This window comes from Niastella yeongjuensis (assembly GCF_900110245.1).
Classification (GTDB): domain Bacteria; phylum Bacteroidota; class Bacteroidia; order Chitinophagales; family Chitinophagaceae; genus Niastella; species Niastella yeongjuensis.
In genome coordinates, this window is record NZ_FOCZ01000001.1 from 542,496 (window position 1) to 568,112 (window position 25,617).

Sequence of the window (25,617 nt, forward strand, 5' to 3'; positions counted from 1 at the left end):
TTTTAGGCAAACAAAATAATCCGTTATTATGAAAAATAACCGTTTGCTAAAAAAGGTTCTTTGCAACGCCTTCTTTACACTGGCCGTTGCTTTTTCCCAAACTGCCTATGCGCAGGATGCCCATGCCAACAATGCTGCTACTGAGAAAAAAGAAAATCATCATGACAATCGCGTAGATCATAAAGATCACCGCGATGATAAGCACGATAAAAAGGATGACCGCAAAGATAAGAGGAGAGACCACCGGGATGATAAAAGAGATGGTAAACATGATGTAAAACACGACAAAGACCATCACGACAAAGACCATCACGACAATGATCATCACGACAATGATCATCACGACAATGATCACCACGACAAAAAAGATGGGAAAAAAGACTAATGACATGTAAGGGCAGCCTCTGCCCATCACGGATAACGCATTTTAAAAAAGCCCCGACATTACAGTCGGGGCTTCATTTTACCCAAAAACCAGGTGCTGTAAACCTGATCATCTACTTGTATCTACTTTATAATTAATTGCGATATTTATTATTCTTCAACAACCAGCTGGCGCTTTGATAAAACGCAATGGCCTGTTTTACCAGGCTGTCTTTTAATGGTTCTTTCTCCGCCTTGCCGGTAGTAAAATCCGGCTTATACTGATCTACCTGTTGCAAGGGTGATTGAATGACCAACTCGCCATTTTTAAGATATCCGAGCCCCTGGTAGGTACTTATAAACGCCCGTTCCTGACCGGCAGGTAAAGAGAATATATCCTGTCCGAAAAACTTCGACCGGTAATTGAACTTCAATAACCCAAGTATGGAAGGCGCAATATCGATCTGGGCCGTCAGGCGATCGAATTTTTGCGGGGCAATATTACCTGGACTGTACATGATCATAGGAATATGATAACCCGTTACCGGTAATTCCGTACTGCCGGCACTACCGGCGCAATGGTCGGCCACGATCACAAAAACTGTATTCTTAAACCAGGGCTTTTCACTGGCTTTTTGAATAAACTGACCAATGGCATAATCGGTATATTTTACGGCTCCTTCACGCGCCTGGCGGGTGGGTGGAATATCAATTCTTCCTTCGGGATAGGTAAAAGGCCGGTGGTTCGAAACCGTCATTACATGCGAAAAGAACGGCTTACCGCTTTTGTAATTGCTATCCAGTTGTTGCAGGGTCAATGCAAAAAGATCTTCGTCTGCCACCCCCCAGATGTTAGCATAATGTATTTGATCGGGACGCAACGCATTGCGGTCAATCACATCGTAATGGTTACCCGAAAAAAAGACGTTCATATTATCGAAATAGCCATAACCGCCATACAGGTATTGCGTGATATACCCTTTCGATTTAAACACACCGCCTAATGAAAACATATTTTCATTATCGGGCCTTTTTACAATGCTTTGTCCCGGTGTAGGTGGAATGGCAAGCGACAAGGCTTCCAGGCCACGTACGGTGCGGGTACCGCTGGCATACAGATTGGTGAATAACAGGCCCTTTTCGGCTAAACTATCCAGACAGGGTGTTATGTTCTGCTCATTTCCGAAGGCCTTCATAAAGTTTGCACTGAAACTTTCTACACTGATCAGCACTACGTTCATGTTTTTCTGCGGCTCGGTATAACTTACCTGACGTTCGATATTGTACGGATCATTACTCACCAAACGGGCATTGGGTGTTTCCAGTTGTTTACGTACAATGTTGAACGCTTCAACATCGGGCAGTACCCGGTAGAACTTATAAAAGTCGAGTTCGTTATTAAAAAAGGCCGTTCCAAATTCAAACAGTCCGTTGGCCGCCAGTTCGTTGGCATAGGCGTTGGTGCTGAACTTTTTCCATTTATTGGTTAAAGACACATACGTGATCACCGGACAGATCAACAGCAACAATGCTACAACGCTGCGGCGCGGGAAAGGAGCAACCTGCTTTACTGAACGGCGGATATATCCCCTCAACAACCATACAATGGCAAATGAGGCGATCAGTACACCGCCAATGATCCATCCCACCGGATACGACTCCTGGATATTTCCCAATACTTCGGTGGTATAGATCAGGTAGTCCACCGCTATGAAATTATACCGCGTTGAGAATTCATTCCAGAAGAAGTATTCGCTTACGGCATTGAACAACAGCAGAAAGGTTACCAGAAAAATATCGGCACTCAACACGTATTTACGCCATTGAAGCCGGAATGCCGGGCCTTTTTTGGCCAGCAGCAAATAGATCAGCAACCGCAAACCAAAAAGCGCCACCACGCCCCAATGCAGGCCAACGTTGTATTCAGCTGGCACCAGTTGGGAAAAGGAAAAGAACAGCATGAGCCCGGCGTACAGGCCAATTACCCATTTCCGCCAGGCTGGCGTATAGATCTTTTCGCTGGTAAACCACAGGTGAAGCACAAATGGAATGACAATGTAGGAACTGATGGCGAGGTCGTACATCAGGCCAATACTAAAAACACCAAGGAGGTTGGTGACCGTAAAGTCAAATCCTTTTCCGGTATACAATAACAAACCCAGGCGTGTTACAAACGAAATGCCCAGGTTAATGAATACCAGTAAAAGGATGATGCCAAAACGATGATCCAACCCTTTTTGAATAAAGGATCGCAATCGGAGCATGTTTCTTAATGTAACTGAAAATATTGATTATGTGCCAGAAGGTGTTGATTCTCCTGATCAATTAGCTAATAAAACCGGTTATTTTCGAAATCCCCTATCAGGACGGCCCTGATCATGAAAATTTATTTTAACCTGAAATAAAAGTACATAAAGCCCCGTCCGCCAATTGGCGAACGGGCCTAATTAATAACCGATTAATAGTTTCTACCAACCTAAAATATAGGCAAATATCAGGGGAGCTACGATGGTAGCGTCGCTTTCTACGATAAATTTTGGTGTATTGATATCCAGTTTACCCCAGGTAATTTTCTCATTGGGCACTGCTCCGGAATAAGATCCATAAGAGGTAGTTGAATCGGAGATCTGGCAGAAATAGCTCCAGAAAGGAACATCATGCCATTCCAGGTCCTGGTACATCATGGGCACTACGCAAATAGGAAAATCGCCGGCAATACCGCCACCGATCTGGAAAAAGCCTACGCCCTTGCCGCCACTGTTATTGCGGTACCATTCAGACAGGTAAACCATATATTCGATACCACTTTTCATGGTGGTAGCCTTCATTTCACCCTTGATGATGTACGAAGCGAAAATGTTGCCCATGGTGCTGTCTTCCCAGCCACCCACGATGATGGGCAGGTTCTTTTCGGCAGCGGCAATCATCCAGCTGTCTTTGGGGTCGATCTGGTAATCTTTTTCCATTACCTTACTCAACAACAGCTTATACATGAATTCGTGGGGGAAATAACGTTCGCCTTTGGCGTCGGCGTCTTTCCACAGTTTAACAATGTTATGCTGAATATGACGGAAAGCTTCTTCTTCGGGGATACAGGTATCAGTAACGCGGTTCAAACCCTGCTCCAGTAATTCCCATTCCTGCTGGGGGGTAAGATCGCGGTAATTGGGAATGCGTTTGTAGTGATTATGAGCTACCAGGTTCATAATGTCTTCTTCCAGGTTGGCACCTGTAACGCTGAGGATCTGAACTTTATCCTGGCGGATCATTTCAGCCAGAGAAACACCCAGCTCGGCAGTACTCATGGCACCAGCCAGGGTAACCATCATTTTTCCACCTTCCAGTAAATGGGTTTCATAACCTTTAGCCGCATCTACCAGGGCAGCTGCATTAAAATGCCGGTAATGATGTTGAATAAATTGCGAAACAGGACCTTTGCTCATGATCAGTTTTTTTTATGCCGCCAAAGGTAAAGGAAAAAGGCACAAAATGAAGGCCCCCCGAGGAGTCGGGAGGCCTTTTCTTTCCAACTAAAACCAACTATAAGAAAACGGTTGATTATTACTTTATTTCTTTTCTTTACTATACACTTCCCAGCCTGTAGTTCCGTTTGATTTTAGCACAAGTTTCTGATCGCTGTTCTCCAGCGTTACATAATACACATTCTCGTGATTGGACGCCATTTCAAAAAGATCGGTGATCCAGTGTGTGTTGTAGTTCTTCTTCAGATCGGTGAACAGATTAATAGGCAACTGGCTCGATACAATATTGCGGGTTACACCTAACAGGTTGCCATTGGGTTCATAAAACGCATACACAACCTGTTCATTGAGGGTAAAGGTTACTTTTACAAAGTCTTTGGTGGTTGTCCACTGCACATTTTGCGCGCCGGCAAATTCTTTTTCAAAAGATTTAATGACTCTGTCACTCACTTCTTCTTTACCGTTGGCAAATGCACTGCTGATGCTCGTTAATAAAACGAATACGCCAATGAGAATTTTGTTTTTCATAATGCTACTTTTTACTTGGTTCTGAATGTTGGGCAATAAAGGTCATCCTGGCTATATGGATACCCAGCCCGTTTTTGTTTATTAAATATTAAATGAAAATGTTCTAAGCGGTATGTTATATAGGTAGCTGCTTTTCAAAAATTGTTACAGGTAACGGCGAATCTTTTTTGGCTACGATACACTATATGCGAACAAAGAACTTTTTCATGGCTATACTTTTAAATGCTGACTAACCGGATGCTTCATTGATTAGTCGACACAAAAGTAGCCGAGGTTACACTTCCCTTATAAAATTTATGACTAATGGCGCCTGATGTTAAGCCAGTTTAAACAAAACACCGGCGAGGTTGTTGCTGCAACTGCTGAAATGCAGTGTGGGTAAGCCTTACAGCCAATTGTTTAAATATTTCCTAAAACAAGGTTAAGCGATCGTTAAAATGGAATTGTGGAAATAGCTGCACGGTATTAGAGGAAATTTTATTAATTCTTTTTCATTTTTTCTGCTCAAACCCGTTGTAAAACGTTATATTGTTAATACATCAATTTTACGCATTTGAATTATCTGGCGCATGCATATTTGTCTTTTAATCAGCCTGCTATACTGGCAGGAAACCTGTTTAGTGACTTTGTAAAAGGGAAACAGGTAAATCTATATCCCGAAGAGGTACGCAAGGGAATTTTATTGCACCGGGCCATCGACTCCTTTACCGATGAGCATGCCGCTACCCGGGAAGCCAAAAATATTTTTAAACCCCATTACCGGTTGTACAGTTCGGCTTTTATTGATGTGTCGTACGATCACTTTCTGGCCAACGACAGCCAGCAATTTACCGACGATTCGTTGTCTGAATTCTCCCAACAGGTATACCTTTCACTGGACAAATACCTGGATGTTTCGCCGGAACCCTTTAAACAGCTGTTTCCTTACATGAAACGGCATAACTGGCTCTATAATTACCGTACCCGGCTGGGTATTGAGCGGAGCTTTGAAGGGGTGGTTCACCGGGCGGCTTATTTGTCCGACAGCCAAACGGCCTTTAAATTATTTGAAGAGAACTACCAGAAACTGCAGCAATATTATACCGATTTCTTTCCGTCCCTGCACCGGTTTGCATTCGATACCCTGCAAGGCATGTAATATCTGTATCCCCATTTACCCCAATTAAAATCTTTTTAAAAGTAATACCCCACCGAAGGATTTTTTTTCTCCAAAACGTTTAATGATAAGAAAGAAGTGTTAGCAGGGAATACTGTTAAATTTTATTTTTGCCGATTAATTACAACCGTAGGGGATCGTCTTAATTTAATAGTCTTAATATCAAAAAAACACGAAGATGAAGCAGTTGGTGGTTTTTTTTCTTGCCATAACCATAATCAATACAACCGTAAAAGCACAATTTAAAGCGCCGGCCCTGGATAAATCGCCCATGGACATGAGCTATTTTCCGGCTAATTTTCCCATTTTGAAGATCCAGAATAAGGCCAGCGAACCCCTGATGTGCCGAGTATGTTACAGCAGGCCGCAAAAAAACGGTCGCCCCGTATTTGGCGACCTGATCGAATACGGTAAAGTTTGGCGGCTGGGCGCTAACGAAGCCACTGAAATTGAACTGTATAAAGATGTAAAAATTAATGATGCCCGCCTGAAAAAAGGCCGTTACAGTATGTACGCCATCCCTTACCAGGACAAGTGGACCCTGATCTTCAACAAGGAAACGGATATTTGGGGCGCTTTTCAATACGACGAAAAAAAGGATGTGCTGCGTACCGATGTTAAACTGGAAAAACAACAAGACCCAATAGAGGCTTTTACCTTGCTTTTCGATAAAACCGATGCCGGCGCCAATATGATCATGGCCTGGGACAATGTGAAAGCCACTTTGCCGATCACCTTTATAAAATAAAATCATGTACCAAACCAGGCACCTTATAAAACTTTGCTGTTTACTCTGGATAGTTGCTCTTGCAATTGGTTGCGACGGGCCCACTACTTCAGGTAATAACTCCGTAACCATTAACCCTAATGCTTCGCCCAATCAACCGATTGAAAAAGACATGCAACCGGGACTGGATAAATCGCCTATGGATATGTGCTATTATCCGGTGGAGTATCCCAAATTAAAAATGACCGGTTCTTTGAAGGAACCACCGGTAGCACGTGTTATTTACAGCCGACCACAAAGAAATAACCGCACTATCTTTGGCGACCTCATAAAATATGGCTCTGTTTGGCGCCTGGGCGCTAATGAGGCCACTGAAATTGAATTCTTCAAAGATGTAACCATTACCGATAAAAAGGTTTTAAAAGGCCGCTACGTTATTTACTGCATTCCCCAGGAAAATAACTGGACGCTTATTTTAAACACCGACCTGTACACCTGGGGCCTGAAGATCGATTCCTCTAAAGATGAATATAAATTCACTATCCCGGTTTCAAAAACCCGCTTTCCTTATGAGCTGTTTACCATGGAGTTTGAAAAGGCCGGCAAGGGTATGCAATTAAACATGGAATGGGATAGTATAAAAGCAAGCTTGCCGATTACGTGGTAATTACTATCTTGTTGCCATGTGTGGTATAGCTGGTATTATAAGCAATCAATCCGGTCTGTTATCTGTACAACGCCTGGTGAAAATGACGGAGGCCCTCGCTCACCGTGGGCCCAATGGCGAAGGTCACTGGATCAATGAAGTGCATACCACAGGTTTTGGTCATCGCCGCCTGTCGATCATTGACCTGAGCCCAACCGGAGCACAGCCCATGCATTACCTTAACCGGTACACCATTACGTACAACGGCGAGATCTATAACTACCTGGAACTAAGAGAAACCCTGCTTCAAAAGGGATATCAGTTTCACAGCCAGTCAGACACAGAAGTCATAATGGCCGCGTACGATTGCTACCGGTCAAACTGCCTGCAACACTTCGATGGCATGTTCGCTTTTGCCATTTGGGATGAACAGGAACAAACCCTGTTTGCTGCCCGGGACCGGTTTGGCGAAAAACCCTTCTATTATTATTTCGATGATAACCAGTTTGTATTTGCCAGTGAAATGAAAGCCCTATGGGCGGTGGGTATTGAAAAACAGATCAATGAAAAAATGTTTTTCAATTACTTCACCCTGGGATATACACAAAACCCGGCCACTGCCGAAGAAACTTTTTATACCGGCATCAATAAATTACCCGCCCGTTCATTTATTGAATACCACTTACCCGGCCGCCATCTTACCCGCTCGTTATACTGGAACATAGACGTTGATTATACCGATGAAGCAATAACCGAGGAGCAGGCCATTAAGCAATTCAATAGCCTGTTCACCCGGTCGGTACAAAGAAGATTGCGAAGCGATGTGCCGGTTGGTACTTCATTAAGCGGTGGGCTCGACAGCTCCTGTGTGCTGGCCACCATTCAAAAAATGGCGCCTAAACAATACAAAACATTCTCGGCCATTTTCCCCGGGTTCAAAAAGGATGAATCGGGCTGGATAAAAAAAGTAGCAGAACATTTCACCACTCATAATTATTCAGTTCAACCCACTGCCGATCGCGTTATTCAGGATTTTGAAAGAATATGTTACCACCAGGAAGAACCCTTTCAATCAGCCAGCATCATGGCACAATACTACGTGTATGAACTTGCACGCCAGCACGGTGTTACCGTATTGCTCGATGGGCAGGGTGCCGATGAAATACTGGCCGGTTATCATAAATACTATCACTGGTACTGGCAACAATTGTTCAGGAACAATAAAAACACGCTGCACCACGAACTGAACCAGGCACGCTCATTAGGCATAACAGAACCCTGGGGCCTAAAAAATAAACTGGCCGCGGCCATGCCTGCCTACGCTGGCTGGTACCTGCGCCGCCAGCGAGAGCGCCAACAGTTTCGCCACCACGATCTGGATACTTCTTTTGTAGATGAATACGGCGAATCGTATTATGACATTGCCCACTTTGATGAACTGAACAACATACTTTATTACAACACTTTTGTAAACGGACTCGAAGAACTGCTGCGGTATGCCGACAGAAATTCCATGGCCCATGGCATTGAAGTACGGCTTCCCTTTTTATACCATGAGCTGGTACAACTGTTGTTTACCATACCGGCCCGTTTTAAAATGCGGGATGGTTATACCAAATGGCTGCTGCGCAAATGCATGGAAGAGAATTTACCGGCCGGACTGGCCTGGCGAACCGATAAAATCGGGTTTGAACCGCCCCAGCAACAATGGATGCATGATGCACGGTTACAAGAATACATACACGAATCAAAACGAATACTGGTAAAACAGGGAATACTGAAGGCACAGGTCTTACAAAAAAAAATTCAGCCGCAAGAGGCCCATGCGGCTGATAATTACGACTGGCGCTATTTGGTGGCCGGTCAGTTACTGCGCTAAAATTTAAAAACACCTTGAGCGTGTAGCACTGTCACGTAGCCAAACCCTCAAGGTGTAAACCAATTTGTAGCTTATACTTTTTTATACTTTTCTACTATCTGGCTATTGCCATCAGTATCTACTTTTAAAGTATACCAGCTGCTGTTGTCTTCCAGCTTAATATAGTAAGCGATGTTACCACCAACGGTAACTTCTGTTACCCCAAACAATTTCTTCTTCGAATTTTCCTGACTTACTTTATTCAAAATGTACAATGGCAGCAGTTGTGGGTTGTAATAACGAAGAGAGCTGATCATATTCCCTTCCTTGTCGTAATTAACTTTAGATCTAATGCCTCCACTCACAAAGCTAACAGCAAAGTATTTGGGAAATTCTTCCCAGCGAACTTCGGTAGCTGTGCTAAAGGTTTCATTAAATGCTTTCAAAACTTTCTCGTTCGGATCAAATGGACTAAATGCATAAGTACTGCCCGCTATCAGCGCGGCGGTGAGAATGGCTATCACTTTTTTCATGGCTTATATACTTTTAAAGTGCGTGATTGATGCACCAAAAGTATATGGAACCAAAGCCGAAGTCAAGACAATTGGTACCGGCGGGAGGGTCATGACAAGAAATACGAACATTTTCGCACATTCACCATCGGTAAGCATATCTCATTATCACGTGAAACGTAGACTGGTTACGGGTTTGCAAGCAGTTTTACTTAATTTCAACTGGTAGGTTAAGCTTCTGTTAAACTGGAAATCTGGATTGCCGGCCGGTATGAAAGCTTAGTTTGCAGCATAGCTGGTATTATTTACGCATCTTTGTATCCTTTCAATGGCCATACATTAAATCAAATATTTAGAAGGAGTAATTATGAAAGCAGGAACTAAATACATACATGCCGGTGCAGAACCAGATCCCACAACCGGTGCTATCATGACACCCATTTACCAAACCAGTACCTATGTACAGGAAGCACCTGGTAAAAACAAAGGGTTTGAATATGCCCGCTCGCAAAACCCCACCCGGTTTGCATTGGAAGAAGCGCTGGCTGTAATTGAGAACGGGAAATTTGGACTGGCGTTCAGCAGTGGCGTTGCCGCAACCGATGCAGTTATAAAATTGTTACAACCTGGTGATGAAGTGATCGCAGCCAACGATATGTATGGCGGCACTTACCGCCTGTTCACCAAAATATTTGAAAAGTTCGGCATCAAATTCCATTACGTGAATATGCAGGAGGCCGAAAATATAAAAGGGTACATCAATAAGAATACAAAGCTTATCTGGACGGAAACACCTACCAACCCCCTGATCAATATTGTTGACATTGCAGCAGTAGCAGCTATTGCCAAAGCAAACAATGTGCTGCTCTGTGTAGACAACACCTTTGCGTCGCCTTATTTACAAAACCCGTTAGATCTTGGTGCAGACATCGTAATGCACTCTGCCACCAAATACCTGGGCGGACACAGCGATGTTATTCAGGGTGCGCTGGTTATGAACGACCAGGCATTGCGCGATCAGTTATATTTTATTCAGAAGAGCTGTGGTGCGGTACCTGGCCCCATGGATTGCTTTTTGGTATTACGCGGTATAAAAACCCTGCATGTACGCATGCAACGCCATTGTGAGAATGGAGAAAAAGTTGCTCACTTTTTACGAAATCATCCTAAAGTAGGCCATGTATACTGGTGTGGTTTTACAGATCACCCAAGTTATGCCATTGCCAAAAAACAAATGCGCGGCTTTGGCGGCATGATCAGTTTTACGTTAAAAGATGACAGTATGGAAACAGCTACGAAATTGTTATCTTCTACCAAAGTGTTTTCACTGGCCGAAAGCCTGGGTGGTGTGGAATCACTGATCAACCATCCTGCAACCATGACGCACGCTTCTATTCCCCGTGAAGAACGCATAAAGAACGGGTTGAGCGATTCATTGATCCGGTTGAGTGTGGGTATTGAAGACGCAGAGGACCTTATTGATGACTTGAACGCCGCCATAGGATAAATGATTAACAGTAACTTTTTCAACTAATTAATGCATGAAACAGCCATCTTTAAGAGACTTTCTGAATCGTAAAACGGAGGAATACAACCAGCCTGCGTTTATTAAAGATGACCCTGTTTGTATACCGCATTTATTTACCCAACAGGCCGATATAGAGATCGCCGGTTTTTTTGGCGCTGTGTTTGCCTGGGGCAACCGCACCATCATTATAAAAAAATCACGTGAACTGATGCAGGCAATGGACCTGGCGCCGCATCAGTTCATTCTCCAACATACCGACAACGACCTGAAGAAACTGTTGTCATTCAAACACCGCACCTTCAATACCACCGACCTGTTGTATTTTATTGAGTTCCTGAAATTTCATTATTCAAAACATGCCAGCCTTGAAAGTGCATTTACACTTGGTCTGGAAAAAGACGATGAGACCACCGAAAATGGATTGGCCCGTTTTCACCATTACTTTTTTTCCCTGGAAGATGTGCCGGCACGCACCCGTAAACACATCGCAACACCTGAAAAAAACTCTACCTGCAAACGATTGAATATGTTCCTGCGCTGGATGGTACGTTCCAATGATGGCGGTGTTGATTTTGGTATTTGGAAAAACATCTCCCCTGCACAATTGGTTTGCCCTATTGACGTGCACGTAGCCCGGGTTGCCAAACGGTTCAATCTGTTGCCAAGAAAACAAATCGACTGGCAGGCAGCCATCGATCTCACGATTCACCTGCGTAAACTGGATCCCCTTGATCCGGTGAAATATGATTTCGCCCTGTTCGGTTTGGGCGTCGTGGAAAAATTCTAAACGCTGTTTATTTTAGGCTAAACTTCCTCAGATTATAAATAAAACTTAGCAGGAAATATTGCTGCAACACCTGGGTTTGCCTGTCTTCAATAAAGGTTTGTGTAATAGTGCGGGATACGCCGGCATTCTGTTTTAAAAGATCGTATACTGCCAGCCGCAACATGGCCTGTTGCTTTTTAAATAGCAACACATTGGCAGCCGCACTCCACATGGTAACGCTTTTATTAAAGCCTGGCGCTATCTGGCTGTTATAACTGTATTGCAGATTATTTTCCAATATCAGCCATTTAGGCTCGTTCCAGAAGGCGCTTAACGAAAAGGTTTTAGTGTTGAACGATGCATCCTGCAGCGACTGGCCAGTATATTTCGTTTTATTAAACCGGATGTTAAACGTGGGCATTATGCTCAGCACCTGTTTATACGTAAAATTCAAACCCAATGACTGCGAAATACTGTACGCATTGGATGTCACGCTTTCCTGGTTGGTGAAGGTATTATTCCGGTTAAAATAGCCATTGCTACCCAGGTTCATTCGCAGCACCACATCTCTTCTCTTCCAGGTTCTGCTATATTGTACGTTTCCCGACATACCAAAGTTACCATTTATATTCACCGGCTCACTATACTGTTTACCCACGCTATCGAACCAGGTTTGCGAAATAATCTGGTTTTGTGTGGTATTAAAGCCAAGCCCGGTAAACCAGTAGTTGTTTCCCTTCGATTCACGTACCTGCATATTGATGTTATGAAAAAATGAAGGCCGCAGATCAGGATTACCTAATTGCACATACAAAGGATTGCTGTTGTCGGGCACGGGTTGTAATTGTTGAATGGATGGCTGCTGACTACGCCCATTGTAATAAACAGTTACACTACCGGTTTTACTGAAATTGTACCCGACATTGGCAGATGGAGTAAAATTCATATAATACTGATGCAGCAAATTACCGCTGGTAATGGTAAGGTTGTCCTGCGTTAAAAACTGTACGCCTGATCCAATAGCAGCCCGGTATTTATCCTTGTTAAACGTGAAGCTTACGTCGGGCGTATGCGTTACATTGATGTTACTGAAAGCATTGGTGAACGCTGTGTCTTCCAGGTCGTATTTGCCGGTAGTTGCATTAAACCGGTTGGTGAGTTTATCTGAATAATTAGTATTGCGGGAATAATTATACCGGAATATAGCACTGATATACTGGTTTACAGGTTCGGCATAGGTGGCGGTAAACGATATCACCTTGCCTGTGTTTTTGTCGGTACCGCGTTGGTTCACCTGGTCGGTACTGTCCAACAGGTTGTTCTTGTAAAAATCATTTTGTCCAATATTATCATTCAACGCCGACTGATCATTGTAATTATAGTTCAGGCCAAGCGTAATACCTCGCCCCTGTTTGCGAAAGCGATGGCTTATAAAAAGCTCGGTGCTCACATTCCTGCCATCGCCTTTTGAACTATATGTATTTTCGCTGGCATTGATCAGTTCCTCGTTTTGTGCTTTTGAATTTGCCCGTTTGCTGCTTACCGAATTACTTAAAAAGGTATTTAAATTTGAGTTCAGATGCACTTCGGTAAGCGTATCGATATTGTAAGATGCGTTGAGTGTTAAGCGATGGTTGCTATAATCATTTACGTTGTTATCGTCTGCATTATAATAGAAAGGAGTAGTAGTACTAACGGGAAAAATGTTTTGTCGTTGTGATTTCGATAAGTTGTCTGTATGGCTGTTGTTATAAAAATAACTTCCATTCACTTTTATTTGGCTGCCGATATTATCGCTAAAGTTCAGTCCGCCAGATGCCGCGCGGGTAAGCCCGCCACCGCCCCCATCGAGGGTGCTTCGGGTGGTGGAAATATTAAAATCACCGCCTGAAATACTTCCGCGATTGGTATTGTTTACATTCCCGATAACACTGAATTGTTTATTGCCATTAAAGAAGTTGATCATGCCGCCTCCTTCATACCGTTCATTGGTGCCATATCCCGCGCTCAATCTTCCAAACCAGCCTTTTTGTGCCTCTTTTCGCAACGTAAGATTTATGGCCAGGTCTTCATTGCCATTGCTGGTTTTATTAAAGCGGGCTTCCCGGGTTTTATTATCAACTACCTGCAGTTTCTCGATTATATCCTTTGGCAGGTTCTTCAACGCAACCTTTGGATCGCCGCCAAAGAATTCGCGGCCATCTACCATTAGCTTCGATACTTTTTTGCCATTTATGGTTACGTTACCATCCTTATCCACTTCCACACCTGGCAATTGTTTTAGCAGGTCTTCGATCATGGCATTGGGCATGGTCTTAAAAGAAGACACATTGAACTCCAACGTGTCTGGTTTTACTGATACCGGCGGTCTGAGTGCCGTAACAGTTACTGCTTTTAATTCATTGAATGATTTTACCAGCTGAATTGTATCGAGCAACAGTTCTTTGGTATCAGGTTTCAGGCTAACAGACATTATGAATGTTTCATACCCCCTGTTGGTGATAACGAGTTTACAGGGCGTACTTACAGGAACGCCGGAAACGGTAAATTCGCCCTTATGGGTGGTTAGCGCATAATTAACAAGAGAAGAATCTTTAGCCAGGTAAACGGTCACTGAAGAGGATTCGAGCGAACGGCGGCTTAATGAGTCTATAACCGTACCTTTGATAGAGCCATAACGGTTTCGTTGTGCCTGTAAACAGGTACTAAACAGTAAAAAGCATACAATTATCCCAGCACTCCAACGCATATCCGGAGAATAAGGTTAAAATGTTATAGAAGTGTGAGGGTCAACGAATGCTTTGAAAATACACCATTCGCTCCTGGTGCATCCTCTATGTAAATTTAAACAATTGGTGTCACAAGAATTAAGCTGAAAGTAAATATTTATTCGGGTGACCAACCAGGTGCTGATAATGCAGGATAATTTTATAATGTAAAATGAACTTATTTACATACTTATGCAAAAGCCTGAAGATAATATCCCTTTAGTACAGGAGCAGTTAAGCGGCGATTTTAACCTTCCTGTCACAAATGACAAAGAACAGCTTGCGCAAGCCCTGGCGGAAGGCATAAACCAATTGATACAAACTGATTTTGCACGGCTTATCAACATATTATACCGGATAGATATCTCTGAAAATACCCTCAAAGAAACCCTGGAACAGCAGGCTGATGAGGATGCCGGCCTTTTGATTGCCCGCCTGATTATAGAACGGCAGCTCCAAAAACAACAAATGCGGGCAAAGTTCAAGACAAGTGACAATATTCCAGATGACGATAAATGGTGAATAATTCCTAAGTTCGCTCTATGAACCTGATAGAGGTAGCCAATTGGAAGCAGGCTCGTGACTTTATTGACCTGCCCAAAAGACTATATAAAAATGATCCGCACTGGATTTGCCCGTTGGATAGTGATGTGGAAGCTATTTTTGACCCTTCCCATAACGTTTTTTTTTCGCATGGCCTTTGTAACCGCTGGTTACTGGCCGACAAAAACGGCCTTATAATTGGCCGTATAGCAGCCTTTATAAATTACGAAAAATCGCATAAGAACCCCCAACCAACCGGCGGGGTAGGTTTTTTTGAATGTATACAGGACCAAAATGCCGCCTTTTTACTGCTCGATACCGCCAAAGCCTGGCTCAAAAGCAAAGGCATGGAAGCCATGGACGGCCCCATCAATTTCGGCGAAAACGACAAATACTGGGGGCTGCTTATACACGGGTTTAAACCACCCAGCCTGGGCATGAACTACAACCCGCCCTATTATAAAGAGTTTTTTGAATCCTATGGTTTTACCAAACTATACGATCAGTTAACCAACTTTTTAGACGCCACAACTCCCCTGCCCGAACGGTTCACCAAGATCGCCGACTGGGTTATGAAGAAGCCGGATTATACCTTCCGGCATTTCGATAAATCGAAATTTGATCAGTATGCGGCCGATTTCCGTGAAATTTATAACGACGCATGGAGCAATTTCGAAAACTTCACCCCCATTGAAATGGGTACTATCAAAGAATCGTTCCGGCAAATGAAGGCCATTATGGATGAACGGATCATCTGGTTTGCCTATTATAAAAACGAGCCTATTGCTGTAGTACTTTGTTTACCCGATGTAAACCAGATCCTGAAGCATGTACATGGTAAACTAAACCTGTGGGGTAAACTAAAATTCCTCTGGTACTCAAAAACCCAAAGGGTTGAAAGGCTGCGGATCATTATTATGGGTTGCAAGAAGAAATTCCAGAACCATGGTATTGAATCGGCCCTTATTCGCTGTCTGCAGCTGGAAGTATTACCGCGAAATACTATTACCGGCGTAGAGCTGGCCTGGGTGGGTGACTTTAACGACAAAATGATCGCCCTGCACGAAGCTACAGGTGCTAAACAGGATAAAATACACCGAACTTATCGATATATATTCAAATAAAAAATGCCCCCGAGCGGGGGCATTTTTTATATAGTTTCTTTAAATAACTTCTTTGGCTTTAAACATCAGGTCTTTCACCTTCTCTTTATCTTCCTTTTCCTTTTTCAGATCGAACATGGTACCAAAAACCCTGTCCCAGATAGTGGTGCTAACACCATAGCCCCTATTTTCATTTTTATAATGATGCAGGTGGTGATTGCGCCAAAGCGGCTTCATCCATTTAAAAGGCGGGTTCCAGGCATGTATGGCATAGTGCATGCTGCCATACAACAGGTAGCCAAGGATAAAACCCGGAAAGAACATGAATACGTTCTCCCGCATAACCAGGTACATTAAACCCAAAATGGCCGATGCCATAATGATGCTGGGTACCGGGGGCAGAAACAACCGTTCTTTATCCCGCGGATAATGGTGATGATTGCCATGCATGGTATATACAAACTTTTGCACGCGTGGGCTCTCACTTACCCAATGGTACAGGAAGCGATGGGCTATATACTCAAAGAAGGTCCAGAAAAGCAGGGCCCCTATAAATGTAAGCGTAATACGTAACGGAGAAAAGCCAAAATGGTCATGGCTGTAATAGAGCATATAAACGATCACTGGCACATACATCCCCCAAATAACCAGCGGATGTGTTTTGGTGAGCATCTCAAGGTATTGGTTCTGAAACAACCGTGCCTGTCCTTTATTATGTATCTTCTCAAATTTCATAAACCATCGAGTTGATAGGGGCAAAATTACATAGTTTCTTCAAAAATATCCTCTGTTACACCATTCGTTTTCAACAACTGATAATGTTTGCTTAAAGAAGTCCTCAATGAATACTGCCGGTAGGGCAAATCGTATTTTTCAGCATATTTTTTTAACAATCCTGTTACCTCCGGGTAATATATGTGATTAACGTTCGGGAACAGATGATGCGCCACATGATAATTAAAGCAACCCATAAAGAACCGGATAAACCAATTGTCGTTTGTAACATCATTTGTGGTTGTCAGCATATGCATCATCCAGTTATGCGGCAAGCTATTCGCGTCATTGGGCAATGGAAATTCCGAACTGGTATTGGCATGTGGACTTAACAGCACCATCAATGAAAATACGCTGGCGGTAAACATCATTATAATAAACCCCACAAGTACCTGCAACCAGCTTACATCCAATATCAATTTGGGCAACACGATCAGATATAACAAAAAGAATGCCTTGAATACGAACAACTTTATGTATTCAATTCTGGGAATGGTCACCAGTTTCCAGATGGTTTTCTTTTTATTGAAGAAGTCTTTAAAATCCCGAATCAGCAACCAGTTGAACAGGTATAACGGGTACAACAAGGGCAGATAGATATGCTGATACCGGTGAATGGGCAGCACGCTGCCAGTAGGAAAAATACGCGCCAGATTGCTCTGTTCAATATCGGTATCCCAACCGTTCACATTGGGATAGTTGTGATGAAAACGAATATGCCGTTGTCGCCATACAAAGCTATTTGCCCCCATCAGATCGAACAGGAGCACATATCCCTGATTTAATTTTTTATTTGGGAATATGGTGTTGTGAACTGCGTCGTGAATAATATTCAAAAATATCATCACAAGGAAAACACCCAATAAGAAGTAACCGGTGAAGAAAATACCAGTCTGATTTCCGGCTATCAATATGGTTACATAAGTAAATAGATATATGGCGGGGAAAAATACAGCCTTCAGTAATATGCTGCCCCGTCGTTTTGGTTCCAATTGCTGTACAAGAATACTCACATCCTGACGCAATTGATGAAAAACGGCTTCATCGCCATTTCTCGCATAGCGTGGTTTGGTTACCTTTTCCATCAGTAATTCACTTTATGCGCTAATCCTGTCTTAAATAAATGCTTGCCAGGGTACTACCGTTTAGTTGGAAAAGTTGATGCAATATTTATAACCACACGAGCAGAAAAAATGTTTAGCCAGCAGTAAAAAATTGTTTGGCCAGGCTGTTATAAAAAATTATAATGATCCTCATTAGGGAAATTTTTCTACACTTTTTAGCTATTGTAATAAATCACTGACGGTGGTCAAAGAATATTTTCTTTGGCGGAGATAGTTAAGCAGGGCAGGAAGCTGGTAATAGAATTTGTCGGTACGGGCTGGATGTGTACCAATGTGTATAAGTAAAATAAAGCCATTTAATCCCGTGGCACTTCGTTGCTCATAATTTATAATCGAATCTAATATTGCTTTGCTGCTGCGGTAGTTCTTCATATCAGGCGTAGTATAATCGGCATTGCTGTAGGTGCCCGGGGTATAATTCACCAGTTGAATTCCCTGTTGTTTGGTCCAGGCGGCAATGGAATCGTTGTACCATTCATAAGGTGGCAAAAAGTATAAAGCATCTTTTTTATTAATGCCGAACCCAGCCATTGCGGTATAATTGTTGGCTAGGTCATGATCAAATTGCTGCTTCGTAACCAGCAGACTGTCACGTTGGTTCCAATCACAATATAACGGGTGTTGATCGGAGTGAGGTCCCAGGTAATTACCCTGACTTTTTAACAGTCCTATTACTTTATTGGTGCCAGCATTACGATAAAACCGACCGGTAAAGAAAAAGGAGGCCCTGGTTTTTTCCTGTTGTAATAACCGGGCTATATAGGCTGCCCCATCACTGTACTCATCGCCGGTGAAAACAAGGGCCAATTGTTTTTTATGGGTGTTTCCCCGGGTAATGGCACCAAGATCATAGGTAACGGTTGTTTGTTTGGGCTTGTCTATCTCTTTGGCAGCCAATAAATAAACCAATGATGCTGTACCATCCATAGTGGGTTCATTGGTACTGTAGTCGCCATAATCATCATGGTACACTACCAGGTCGCTTTGAAAGCCGGCATATTCATCGGGCTCATTCAGGGTTATGCCAATCAAACTTTTATAAATAGACCCATACACTGGTCCATCAACCAGTCCGCCATCTATAGGATAATGACCCAGGTGGGTAAAAGCCGAATGCGGATCAGTGGGTGTATCGCCATTCGCGGGTAACCCATAAATCATACTGGTGCCCCAGGGGTTGCAACCCAATAGCCAGTCAAAACAAGCCTGTTCCAGTTCGCCATAGGTAGCATCGCCATTTAATAGCCGGTACCAATAACATTGTATGGCAAATGAGGTGGTGAGGTTGTTGCTGCACCAGATAAATGGGATGCCCCGATAAAAGGCATTTTGCCGGGCTTTTTGCCAAACCCGTTCAATGCCCTGTTTATAATAACTGATCAATGAGGTGCGCTCTTTGCCGACAGATAATTTTGCCAGTTCATAATGCCCGACATTAATAAACGGATACCACTGATAATGCCGGGCGGTATCAGCGCCCAGCCAGGGCGTTATTGTCTCTTTTTTTGCATAAGCCTGGGCTGCCGTTGCATATTTTTTTTTTAGCGGCATTCATAGCAGCAAGGGAAGCCCCGGCCAACTCCATATCATCGGTCCAGTTGTCTTCTTCATAAAAATAAGGTGAGCGCCCCGGTGCCGTTTGGCAAACGCCCGGGTTCTCCACTCCCAGAGCCCATGCAGATAAGGCCCGGTTTTGTAACAGCGTATCCTGAAACAATACAGCACCCAAAGCAAAGGCACTCGCAAACTTGCCAGCCGTTGAAGCCAGTCCGGTCGACCGGTTCTTATATTTCCCAAAACCCTGTGGTTGTGCAGTACAGAAGTAAACCGGCCGTTCAAAACCCCGGCCATAAAAACTATCTTCTTTGGGCAACCGCATCCCATGATGGTCGCGATCGTCTGCAATCTGGTTAAAGAGCCAATTGCTACGGGGATGCATTTTCAGCAACCAGTTCAGGCCCCAGCGGGCTTCATCCAGCACATCCAACTGGTTATTTTTTCCCGGCAAACCATTCGCCAAATGTTCATCACCAAAGGCACCTGGAAAATCACGCCCCGCTGCCAGTAAGTGCCAGGTAGCGTTGGCTGAAGTAGTTACATATTGCAGGTAGTCGGAAGCGTCGTGCCAGCCACCACTTACATCTATGTGGGTGCTATCGGGCATGGGCCCGTATAACGTATAGCCATCATGCGTATGGCAGCTGTCTTTCAGGAAAGGATTAAACCCACTTCGTTGCTGCCGCATATATCGCAAACAGAAATTCGCCGCGCCTTTGTACACATCAGCACCAATGGTAAATTCGGGTGAAGTAGCCTCGCCGGCTTTTATAATATACCGGCCTGGATTTGTAAATGCAGTAAAATTCAACCGACGGGTTTGCGTAAACGGACCATACCCGCCATAAGCCTTGCCGGTCTTTCCGGCAAACACAGTTTTTCCACTGGCAGCATCAATAATCGAAAAACCTGTAATTGTAATATTCTCCTTGCTGCACCATACTGCAACCTTTGGACTCCCGGGTTTATAACCCAGTAAATTGATCCGTACCCAGCTGCTTTGCGTTTGAGCCGTAACGGTAAAACCAGTTAGGTGTAACAGTAAAACAATAAAAGCAAGCCGGTACTTATGCATACATTTAATTTCTATAATTAAACTGAAAGGCGCTCAGGTCGGGAGAGTGTTTTCTTTTCCGTTTCAGCTCATATTGATAAATGATATTTCCTACTTCCTTAAAAAAAGGATACCCGGTTTCTTCATACTCGTACTTATCATCATTCAAAACCCCATCACTGTTTACATAAATATTGCCGCTGACCATAAACTCAACTTTATTTTTGAAATCAACGATATAGGCTACATCGGTTAAAAAGCCGTACGACCAGCCCGTTTTATTAAAAACGCGCATATAAGCGGGAATTTTGCTGCGCCAGGCTTTGAACATAAAGAACTTGGTGTAACTGTCGAAAAACTCGGTGGTATCATAACGAGGATAATCACTTTCTGAGGGCAGCTCACTCATGTACCGATGCAGAAATGCGTAGTCATCGGGCTGGAGGTGAAACTGTTTTTTAGCTGGTGTGGCCTCGGGAAATAAGGCGGCTTGCAGCACCTGCTGCATATCTTCCAACGGAAAATTGTTATGCGTGGTAAAATCGAAGGGTTCTTTTATCAAACTATCATGTCGGTCAAAATGGGCCCGGCCTATCAGTATCTTTTTATGAAAATCGAACGGGTCGGGGTTGAACAATGGCAACTGGGCATACAACAAACTGTCGCCCTGCATAAATCTGATGGGATTGGTATGGCGATTCTCATCTTCATTCATGGTCACAAAACGGCGTGTAATGCGGGTATCCTTATATCCCATTTGCCACAGGCGTTCATTCAATTGCTGCTGGCCTACAAATTCATACAACCTGTTGTAGGCATCATTATCGCTGACAAGAAAAACCTTTTTTACATAATGGGCTACAGATGGCAGGTAGTTCGCTGCGCTGCTATCGTATTTCACTTTTGTCTGCTGGCTGAAGGCGCTATCGGTAAGCATGGTAGTGTATTTGTTAACACCATACCTGTTTAACGTATTGATCTTTTCCAGGGCCAGCAACGCCGTAGGTAATTTAACCATTGAGGCAGGATTAAAATATTCATTGCAGTTCACCCTGAAATAATAGTTGGTAAAATGGGGCTTATTGTTTTTATCCCGATCGATCTTTGTGTAGATAAGTTGATAATGAAAGGTATCGGGCTGGTTTAAAACATCTTTCAAAAAGGGCGAGGCCTGATCGCGGATCATCTGTTCAAGCCATTTATCCGTTTTGTTTTGCGCATGGGCTACGCCAATAGTTGCCAGTAAAGCTGCTACTACCACCAATTGTTTCATGGGCAAAAGTTACAAACAATTGAAACCGCCCGGTAATTTTTTATACCGCATAAATCGGCAAGGGTGAGTAGTCAGTTGTCAGTGGTGAGTAAGCTTCCGACATTGTCGGACATCTAAAAGTTCGCGAGCTTACTCACCACTCACCGCTCACCACTCACTTTTCAACTTGTCAACCCATCAACTGTTAACTTGTCAACTTCCTACTTTATTACCCTAAATTGCACCCCATAAATACTGCCATACATGAAACTTGTTTCTTATCTTAATGAAGACCATGACCGTTTAGCTATATTGGTAGACGGATTTCTATACGATACCGAAGCTTTACACCCCGATTTGCCCCAGAATATGAGTATGTTCCTGAATTATTGGGAAGATGCCTATCCAATGGCACTGGGTTGTGAAATGATGATCAAAGAAGGCAAGATCTCTAAAAGCAAGGGCTTTGCGTATGAGGGCGCCAATATTCTGGCCCCAGTTCCCTACCCTTCTTCCTGCCGGGATGGCTATGCTTTTCGCCAACACGTAGAAGCAGCCCGCCGTAACCGCAAAGCGCCCATGATCCCCGAATTTGACCAATACCCTATTTTCTATTTTACCAATCACCACAGCATTCAGGGACCCGGTGCCATTGAATGTATGCCCGATCATTTTGAAAAACTCGACTTCGAACTGGAAGTAGCCATTGTAGTTTGCAAACATGGCCGCAACATCAGGGCTGAAGAGGCCGATGAATATATTGGCGGTCTGATGATCATGAACGATATGAGCGCCCGCCGTTTGCAAATGGAAGAAATGCTGTTGAACCTGGGACCTGCCAAGGGTAAGGATTTTGCTACCGTAATTGGCCCCTGGCTGGTTACCTTAGATGAATTAGAACCCTTTGAAGTACCTGCCAAACCAGGCCATACCGGTAAAAACTTTAACCTGCGTATGCAGTGCCGGGTAAATGGCACCCAGGTAAGCGATGGCAATATGAAGGATATGGACTGGACCTTTGCCGAATTGATTGAAAGAGCTTCCTATGGCGTTAGCCTGTATGCCGGTGATGTTATTGGCAGTGGTACCGTAGGCACAGGTTGCTTTTTAGAATTGAATGGCACAGGTAAACTGAACGATCCCAATTACGTGGAACAATGGCTGCAACCCGGTGATGTGGTAGAAATGGAAGTAGATGGACTCGGTATTCTCAGCAACACTGTCGTTGAAGAAGATGATGATCTTTCTTTATTGGCCAGAAAAAAATCAGTTTAATTCCCTGCCATATGATCATCGATTTAAAAGACCTCACACCAGTACTGAAGCAGAACTACCTGCAACATGCAATAGCGCCCCGGCCTATTTGTTTTGCCAGTACCATAGATAACGCAGGCAACATAAATCTGAGTCCTTTCAGCTTTTTTAATATGTTTTCCAGCAACCCGCCCATGGTGATCTTTTCACCCAGCCGCCGGGTGCGCGATAATACCACCAAACACAGCCTTCAAAATGTAATGGAAGTACCTGAAGTGGTGATCAACATTGTTGATTACGATATGGTGTACCAAACCAGTTTGGCCAGTTGTGAATTCCCCAAAGAAGTGAACGAATTTACCAAAGCGGGTTTTACTGCCGAACCGGCCACCCTGGTAAAACCACCCATGGTAAAAGAAAGCAAGGTAAAACTGGAATGCAGGGTACATGAAATAAAACACCTGGGCACCGAAGGCGGGGCCGGTAACCTGGTGCTTTGCGAGGTGCTGCGTATGCATATTGCCGATGAAATACTGAATGAAAGCGGCATGATAGATCAACGCAAGCTGCACCATGTGGCCCGTCTTGGCGGCGACTGGTATTGCAAGGTGGATGAAAGCAATCTTTTCATGGTTGAAAAACCCAATACCAAACTGGGTATTGGCATCGATGCACTGCCCGTTCCCATTAAAAATAGTAAAATTCTTACCGGGAATAACCTGGCTCAATTGGGCAATGTGCACGAAATGCCGGTTATTGACCCGTCTTTTGACGATGCACAGCTAAAAAGCATTTTTCAGTATTACTCGGTAAGTCCCAACGAAATGGAGGCCGAACTACATACCTATGCCAAAAAATTGCTGAACGAAGGTAAGGTTCAGGAAGCCTGGCAGGTTTTGCTGGCACTAAACTAAACCGGCTCCCGCCCCTGCCTTGGTGCTTGCCCCTTATTATATTAACTTTGCAGCCGCATTTGCAATATTATGAGTACACAACATTTGTCTGAACAGGAGATCATTAGACGCGAGAAATTACAGGAATTACAAAAGCTGGGTATCGATCCATACCCCGCACCGCTTTACCCCGTTAATATTACTGCCGAAAAAATAAAGCAGGAATATAAGGGCGAAGAAAATAAAGCTGATTTTGCCGATGTATGTCTGGCCGGACGTATTATGGCCTTCCGTGATATGGGCAAAGCCTCCTTTGCCAAAATTCAGGACAGCACCGGAACTATTCAGGTGTATATCAAGCGCGACGAGATCTGCCCGGGCGAAGACAAAACACTGTACGATAAAGTATGGAAACACCTGATTGATATCGGTGACATCGTTGGAGTAAAAGGGTATGTGTTCACTACAAAAACCGGCGAAACTTCCATACACGTTACTGAACTCACCTTCCTGACCAAGTCGTTAAAACCATTACCGATCGTTAAGGAAAAAGACGGCGAAACCTTTGATGCGGTTACCGATCCTGAGTTCCGTTACCGCCAGCGGTATGTTGACCTGATCATTAACCCAACGGTAAAAGACACGTTTTTAAAACGCAGTCAGCTCATCAATACCATCCGTGACTACCTAAATGCCCAGGGCGCCCTGGAAGTAGATACGCCGGTATTGCAGGCCATTCCTGGTGGTGCAGCTGCCCGCCCGTTCATTACGCATCACAATGCACTGGACGTACCTTTTTATTTACGTATTGCCAATGAGCTGTACCTGAAACGCCTCATCGTTGGCGGGTTCGATTGGGTATATGAATTCAGCCGCAACTTTCGTAACGAGGGTATGGACCGCACGCACAACCCCGAGTTTACCGTGCTGGAATGGTATACTGCCTACAAGGATTATTTCTGGATGATGGAGATCACCGAACAATTGTTCGAGAAGATCGCAAACACCCTGCATAATACCACAAAGGTTCAGGTAGGTGAAAAAGAGATCGATTTCAAAGCGCCGTTCAGGCGCATCAGCATATACGACGCCATTAAAGAGCATACAGGCTTCGACGTAAGCAATATGAACGAAAGCGAATTGCGCGAGGTGTGCAAAAAGCTGAACATTCATACCGAAGCCAGCATGGGCAAAGGAAAGCTGATAGATGAGCTGTTTGGAGAAAAATGCGAAATGCATTACATCCAACCTACATTCATTATCGATTATCCGGTTGAAATGAGCCCGCTTACCAAAAAGCACCGCAGCAAAGCCGGGCTGGTTGAACGTTTTGAGCTGATGGTAAATGGTAAAGAGATCGCCAATGCCTACAGTGAGTTGAACGACCCCATCGATCAGCGCGAACGTTTTGAAGAACAGGCCGAACTGTTGAAACGTGGTGATGATGAAGCCATGTATATCGATAATGACTTTTTGCGTGCCCTTGAATACGGTATGCCACCTACATCAGGCATTGGTATTGGCATCGACCGTTTGGTGATGCTGATGACCAATCAACCCAGCATACAGGATGTGCTGTTGTTCCCGCAGATGAGGCCTGAAAAAACGGGAGAATAATAAGAAATTATATAATATTCACAGCCGGTGTTTAAAAAGCATCGGCTGTTCTTTTTTACGAAAGTGATTCGCTATATGCTTCCCCTTTCCGGACACATCATTCCCACGTAGG

At 43.9% G+C, this 25,617-nt stretch carries 22 protein-coding genes; 12 read left to right on the forward strand and 10 right to left on the reverse strand.

From position 1 onward, the window contains the following. Positions 1–28 precede the first annotated feature (28 nt). A complete protein-coding gene (locus BMX95_RS02500; RefSeq protein WP_081198998.1) occupies positions 29–385 on the forward strand; it encodes a hypothetical protein in 357 nt (118 codons plus the stop codon). Positions 386–518: 133 nt separating this feature from the next. On the opposite strand, the gene BMX95_RS02505 is transcribed toward BMX95_RS02500, so the two are convergent. From BMX95_RS02505 to BMX95_RS02515, 3 genes are all read right to left on the reverse strand, one after another. Further along, positions 519–2,627 carry an LTA synthase family protein gene (locus tag BMX95_RS02505; protein WP_081198997.1) on the reverse strand — a complete coding sequence of 703 codons (2,109 nt, stop codon included), beginning with the start codon at positions 2,625–2,627 and terminating at the stop codon, positions 519–521. Between the two features lie 204 nt (positions 2,628–2,831). Then, the gene (locus BMX95_RS02510) at positions 2,832–3,806 is read right to left on the reverse strand and encodes a deoxyhypusine synthase family protein (protein WP_081198996.1); all 975 of its coding nucleotides are present in this window, start codon (positions 3,804–3,806) and stop codon (positions 2,832–2,834) included. A 123-nt stretch (positions 3,807–3,929) separates the two neighbouring features. Continuing rightward, positions 3,930–4,373, reverse strand: coding sequence for a hypothetical protein (locus BMX95_RS02515; protein ID WP_081198995.1), 444 nt, complete (start codon positions 4,371–4,373; stop codon positions 3,930–3,932). Positions 4,374–4,926: 553 nt separating this feature from the next. On the opposite strand from BMX95_RS02515, the gene BMX95_RS02520 reads away from it, so the two are divergent. The 4 genes from BMX95_RS02520 to asnB all read left to right on the forward strand — a co-directional run bounded on the left by BMX95_RS02520 (position 4,927) and on the right by asnB (position 8,781). After that, a complete protein-coding gene (locus BMX95_RS02520; RefSeq protein WP_081198994.1) occupies positions 4,927–5,511 on the forward strand; it encodes an acyl carrier protein phosphodiesterase in 585 nt (194 codons plus the stop codon). Between the two features lie 196 nt (positions 5,512–5,707). Further along, the gene (locus tag BMX95_RS02525) at positions 5,708–6,277 is read left to right on the forward strand and encodes a DUF2911 domain-containing protein (RefSeq protein WP_081198993.1); all 570 of its coding nucleotides are present in this window, start codon (positions 5,708–5,710) and stop codon (positions 6,275–6,277) included. 4 nt (positions 6,278–6,281) lie between these two features. Next, complete coding sequence (locus BMX95_RS02530) at positions 6,282–6,923, forward strand: DUF2911 domain-containing protein (protein ID WP_081198992.1); 642 nt, start codon at positions 6,282–6,284, stop codon at positions 6,921–6,923. 16 nt (positions 6,924–6,939) lie between these two features. Then, entirely contained in the window at positions 6,940–8,781 is a 1,842-nt protein-coding gene (gene asnB / locus BMX95_RS02535; RefSeq protein ID WP_081198991.1) for an asparagine synthase (glutamine-hydrolyzing), read from the forward strand. A 71-nt stretch (positions 8,782–8,852) separates the two neighbouring features. Here the strand turns inward: asnB and BMX95_RS02540 are convergent, their stop codons facing one another. Next, entirely contained in the window at positions 8,853–9,293 is a 441-nt protein-coding gene (locus BMX95_RS02540; RefSeq protein ID WP_081198990.1) for a hypothetical protein, read from the reverse strand. Between the two features lie 346 nt (positions 9,294–9,639). Between BMX95_RS02540 and BMX95_RS02545 the strand changes: the two genes are divergently transcribed. Together BMX95_RS02545 and BMX95_RS02550 are read left to right on the forward strand one after the other, a co-directional pair. Beyond that, the gene (locus BMX95_RS02545) at positions 9,640–10,779 is read left to right on the forward strand and encodes a cystathionine gamma-synthase (protein WP_081198989.1); all 1,140 of its coding nucleotides are present in this window, start codon (positions 9,640–9,642) and stop codon (positions 10,777–10,779) included. Positions 10,780–10,813: 34 nt separating this feature from the next. Next, positions 10,814–11,587: a TIGR02757 family protein gene (locus tag BMX95_RS02550; RefSeq protein ID WP_081198988.1), complete on the forward strand. Its 774-nt coding sequence runs from the start codon at positions 10,814–10,816 to the stop codon at positions 11,585–11,587. A 7-nt stretch (positions 11,588–11,594) separates the two neighbouring features. Here the strand turns inward: BMX95_RS02550 and BMX95_RS02555 are convergent, their stop codons facing one another. After that, positions 11,595–14,315: an outer membrane beta-barrel protein gene (locus BMX95_RS02555; protein ID WP_081198987.1), complete on the reverse strand. Its 2,721-nt coding sequence runs from the start codon at positions 14,313–14,315 to the stop codon at positions 11,595–11,597. 211 nt (positions 14,316–14,526) lie between these two features. On the opposite strand from BMX95_RS02555, the gene BMX95_RS02560 reads away from it, so the two are divergent. Continuing rightward, the gene (locus BMX95_RS02560; RefSeq protein ID WP_081198986.1) at positions 14,527–14,856 is read left to right on the forward strand and encodes a hypothetical protein; all 330 of its coding nucleotides are present in this window, start codon (positions 14,527–14,529) and stop codon (positions 14,854–14,856) included. Positions 14,857–14,876: 20 nt separating this feature from the next. After that, entirely contained in the window at positions 14,877–16,001 is a 1,125-nt protein-coding gene (locus BMX95_RS02565; protein WP_081198985.1) for an N-acetyltransferase, read from the forward strand. 39 nt (positions 16,002–16,040) lie between these two features. On the opposite strand, the gene BMX95_RS02570 is transcribed toward BMX95_RS02565, so the two are convergent. From BMX95_RS02570 to BMX95_RS02585, 5 genes are all read right to left on the reverse strand, one after another. Next, positions 16,041–16,715 (reverse strand): sterol desaturase family protein, encoded by a 675-nt coding sequence (locus BMX95_RS02570; protein ID WP_081198984.1) that lies wholly within the window; start codon positions 16,713–16,715, stop codon positions 16,041–16,043. Positions 16,716–16,741: 26 nt separating this feature from the next. After that, positions 16,742–17,839 carry a fatty acid desaturase family protein gene (locus BMX95_RS02575; RefSeq protein WP_081198983.1) on the reverse strand — a complete coding sequence of 366 codons (1,098 nt, stop codon included), beginning with the start codon at positions 17,837–17,839 and terminating at the stop codon, positions 16,742–16,744. Between the two features lie 198 nt (positions 17,840–18,037). After that, positions 18,038–19,429, reverse strand: coding sequence for a glycoside hydrolase family 9 protein (locus BMX95_RS35610; RefSeq protein WP_262493566.1), 1,392 nt, complete (start codon positions 19,427–19,429; stop codon positions 18,038–18,040). Next, positions 19,350–20,510: a glycoside hydrolase family 9 protein gene (locus tag BMX95_RS02580; RefSeq protein WP_262493565.1), complete on the reverse strand. Its 1,161-nt coding sequence runs from the start codon at positions 20,508–20,510 to the stop codon at positions 19,350–19,352. Before BMX95_RS02580 ends, BMX95_RS35610 begins: the two co-directional genes overlap by 80 nt. Positions 20,511–20,514: 4 nt before the next feature. Further along, complete coding sequence (locus BMX95_RS02585; RefSeq protein ID WP_081198982.1) at positions 20,515–21,762, reverse strand: serine hydrolase; 1,248 nt, start codon at positions 21,760–21,762, stop codon at positions 20,515–20,517. 243 nt (positions 21,763–22,005) lie between these two features. Between BMX95_RS02585 and BMX95_RS02590 the strand changes: the two genes are divergently transcribed. The 3 genes from BMX95_RS02590 to lysS all read left to right on the forward strand — a co-directional run bounded on the left by BMX95_RS02590 (position 22,006) and on the right by lysS (position 25,505). Beyond that, the gene (locus BMX95_RS02590; protein WP_081198981.1) at positions 22,006–23,016 is read left to right on the forward strand and encodes a fumarylacetoacetate hydrolase family protein; all 1,011 of its coding nucleotides are present in this window, start codon (positions 22,006–22,008) and stop codon (positions 23,014–23,016) included. A gap of 11 nt (positions 23,017–23,027) precedes the next feature. Continuing rightward, on the forward strand, positions 23,028–23,909 hold the full coding sequence (locus BMX95_RS02595) for a flavin reductase family protein (protein WP_081198980.1): 882 nt from the start codon (positions 23,028–23,030) through the stop codon (positions 23,907–23,909). A 69-nt stretch (positions 23,910–23,978) separates the two neighbouring features. Next, entirely contained in the window at positions 23,979–25,505 is a 1,527-nt protein-coding gene (gene lysS / locus BMX95_RS02600) for a lysine--tRNA ligase (RefSeq protein WP_081198979.1), read from the forward strand. Positions 25,506–25,617 lie beyond the last annotated feature (112 nt).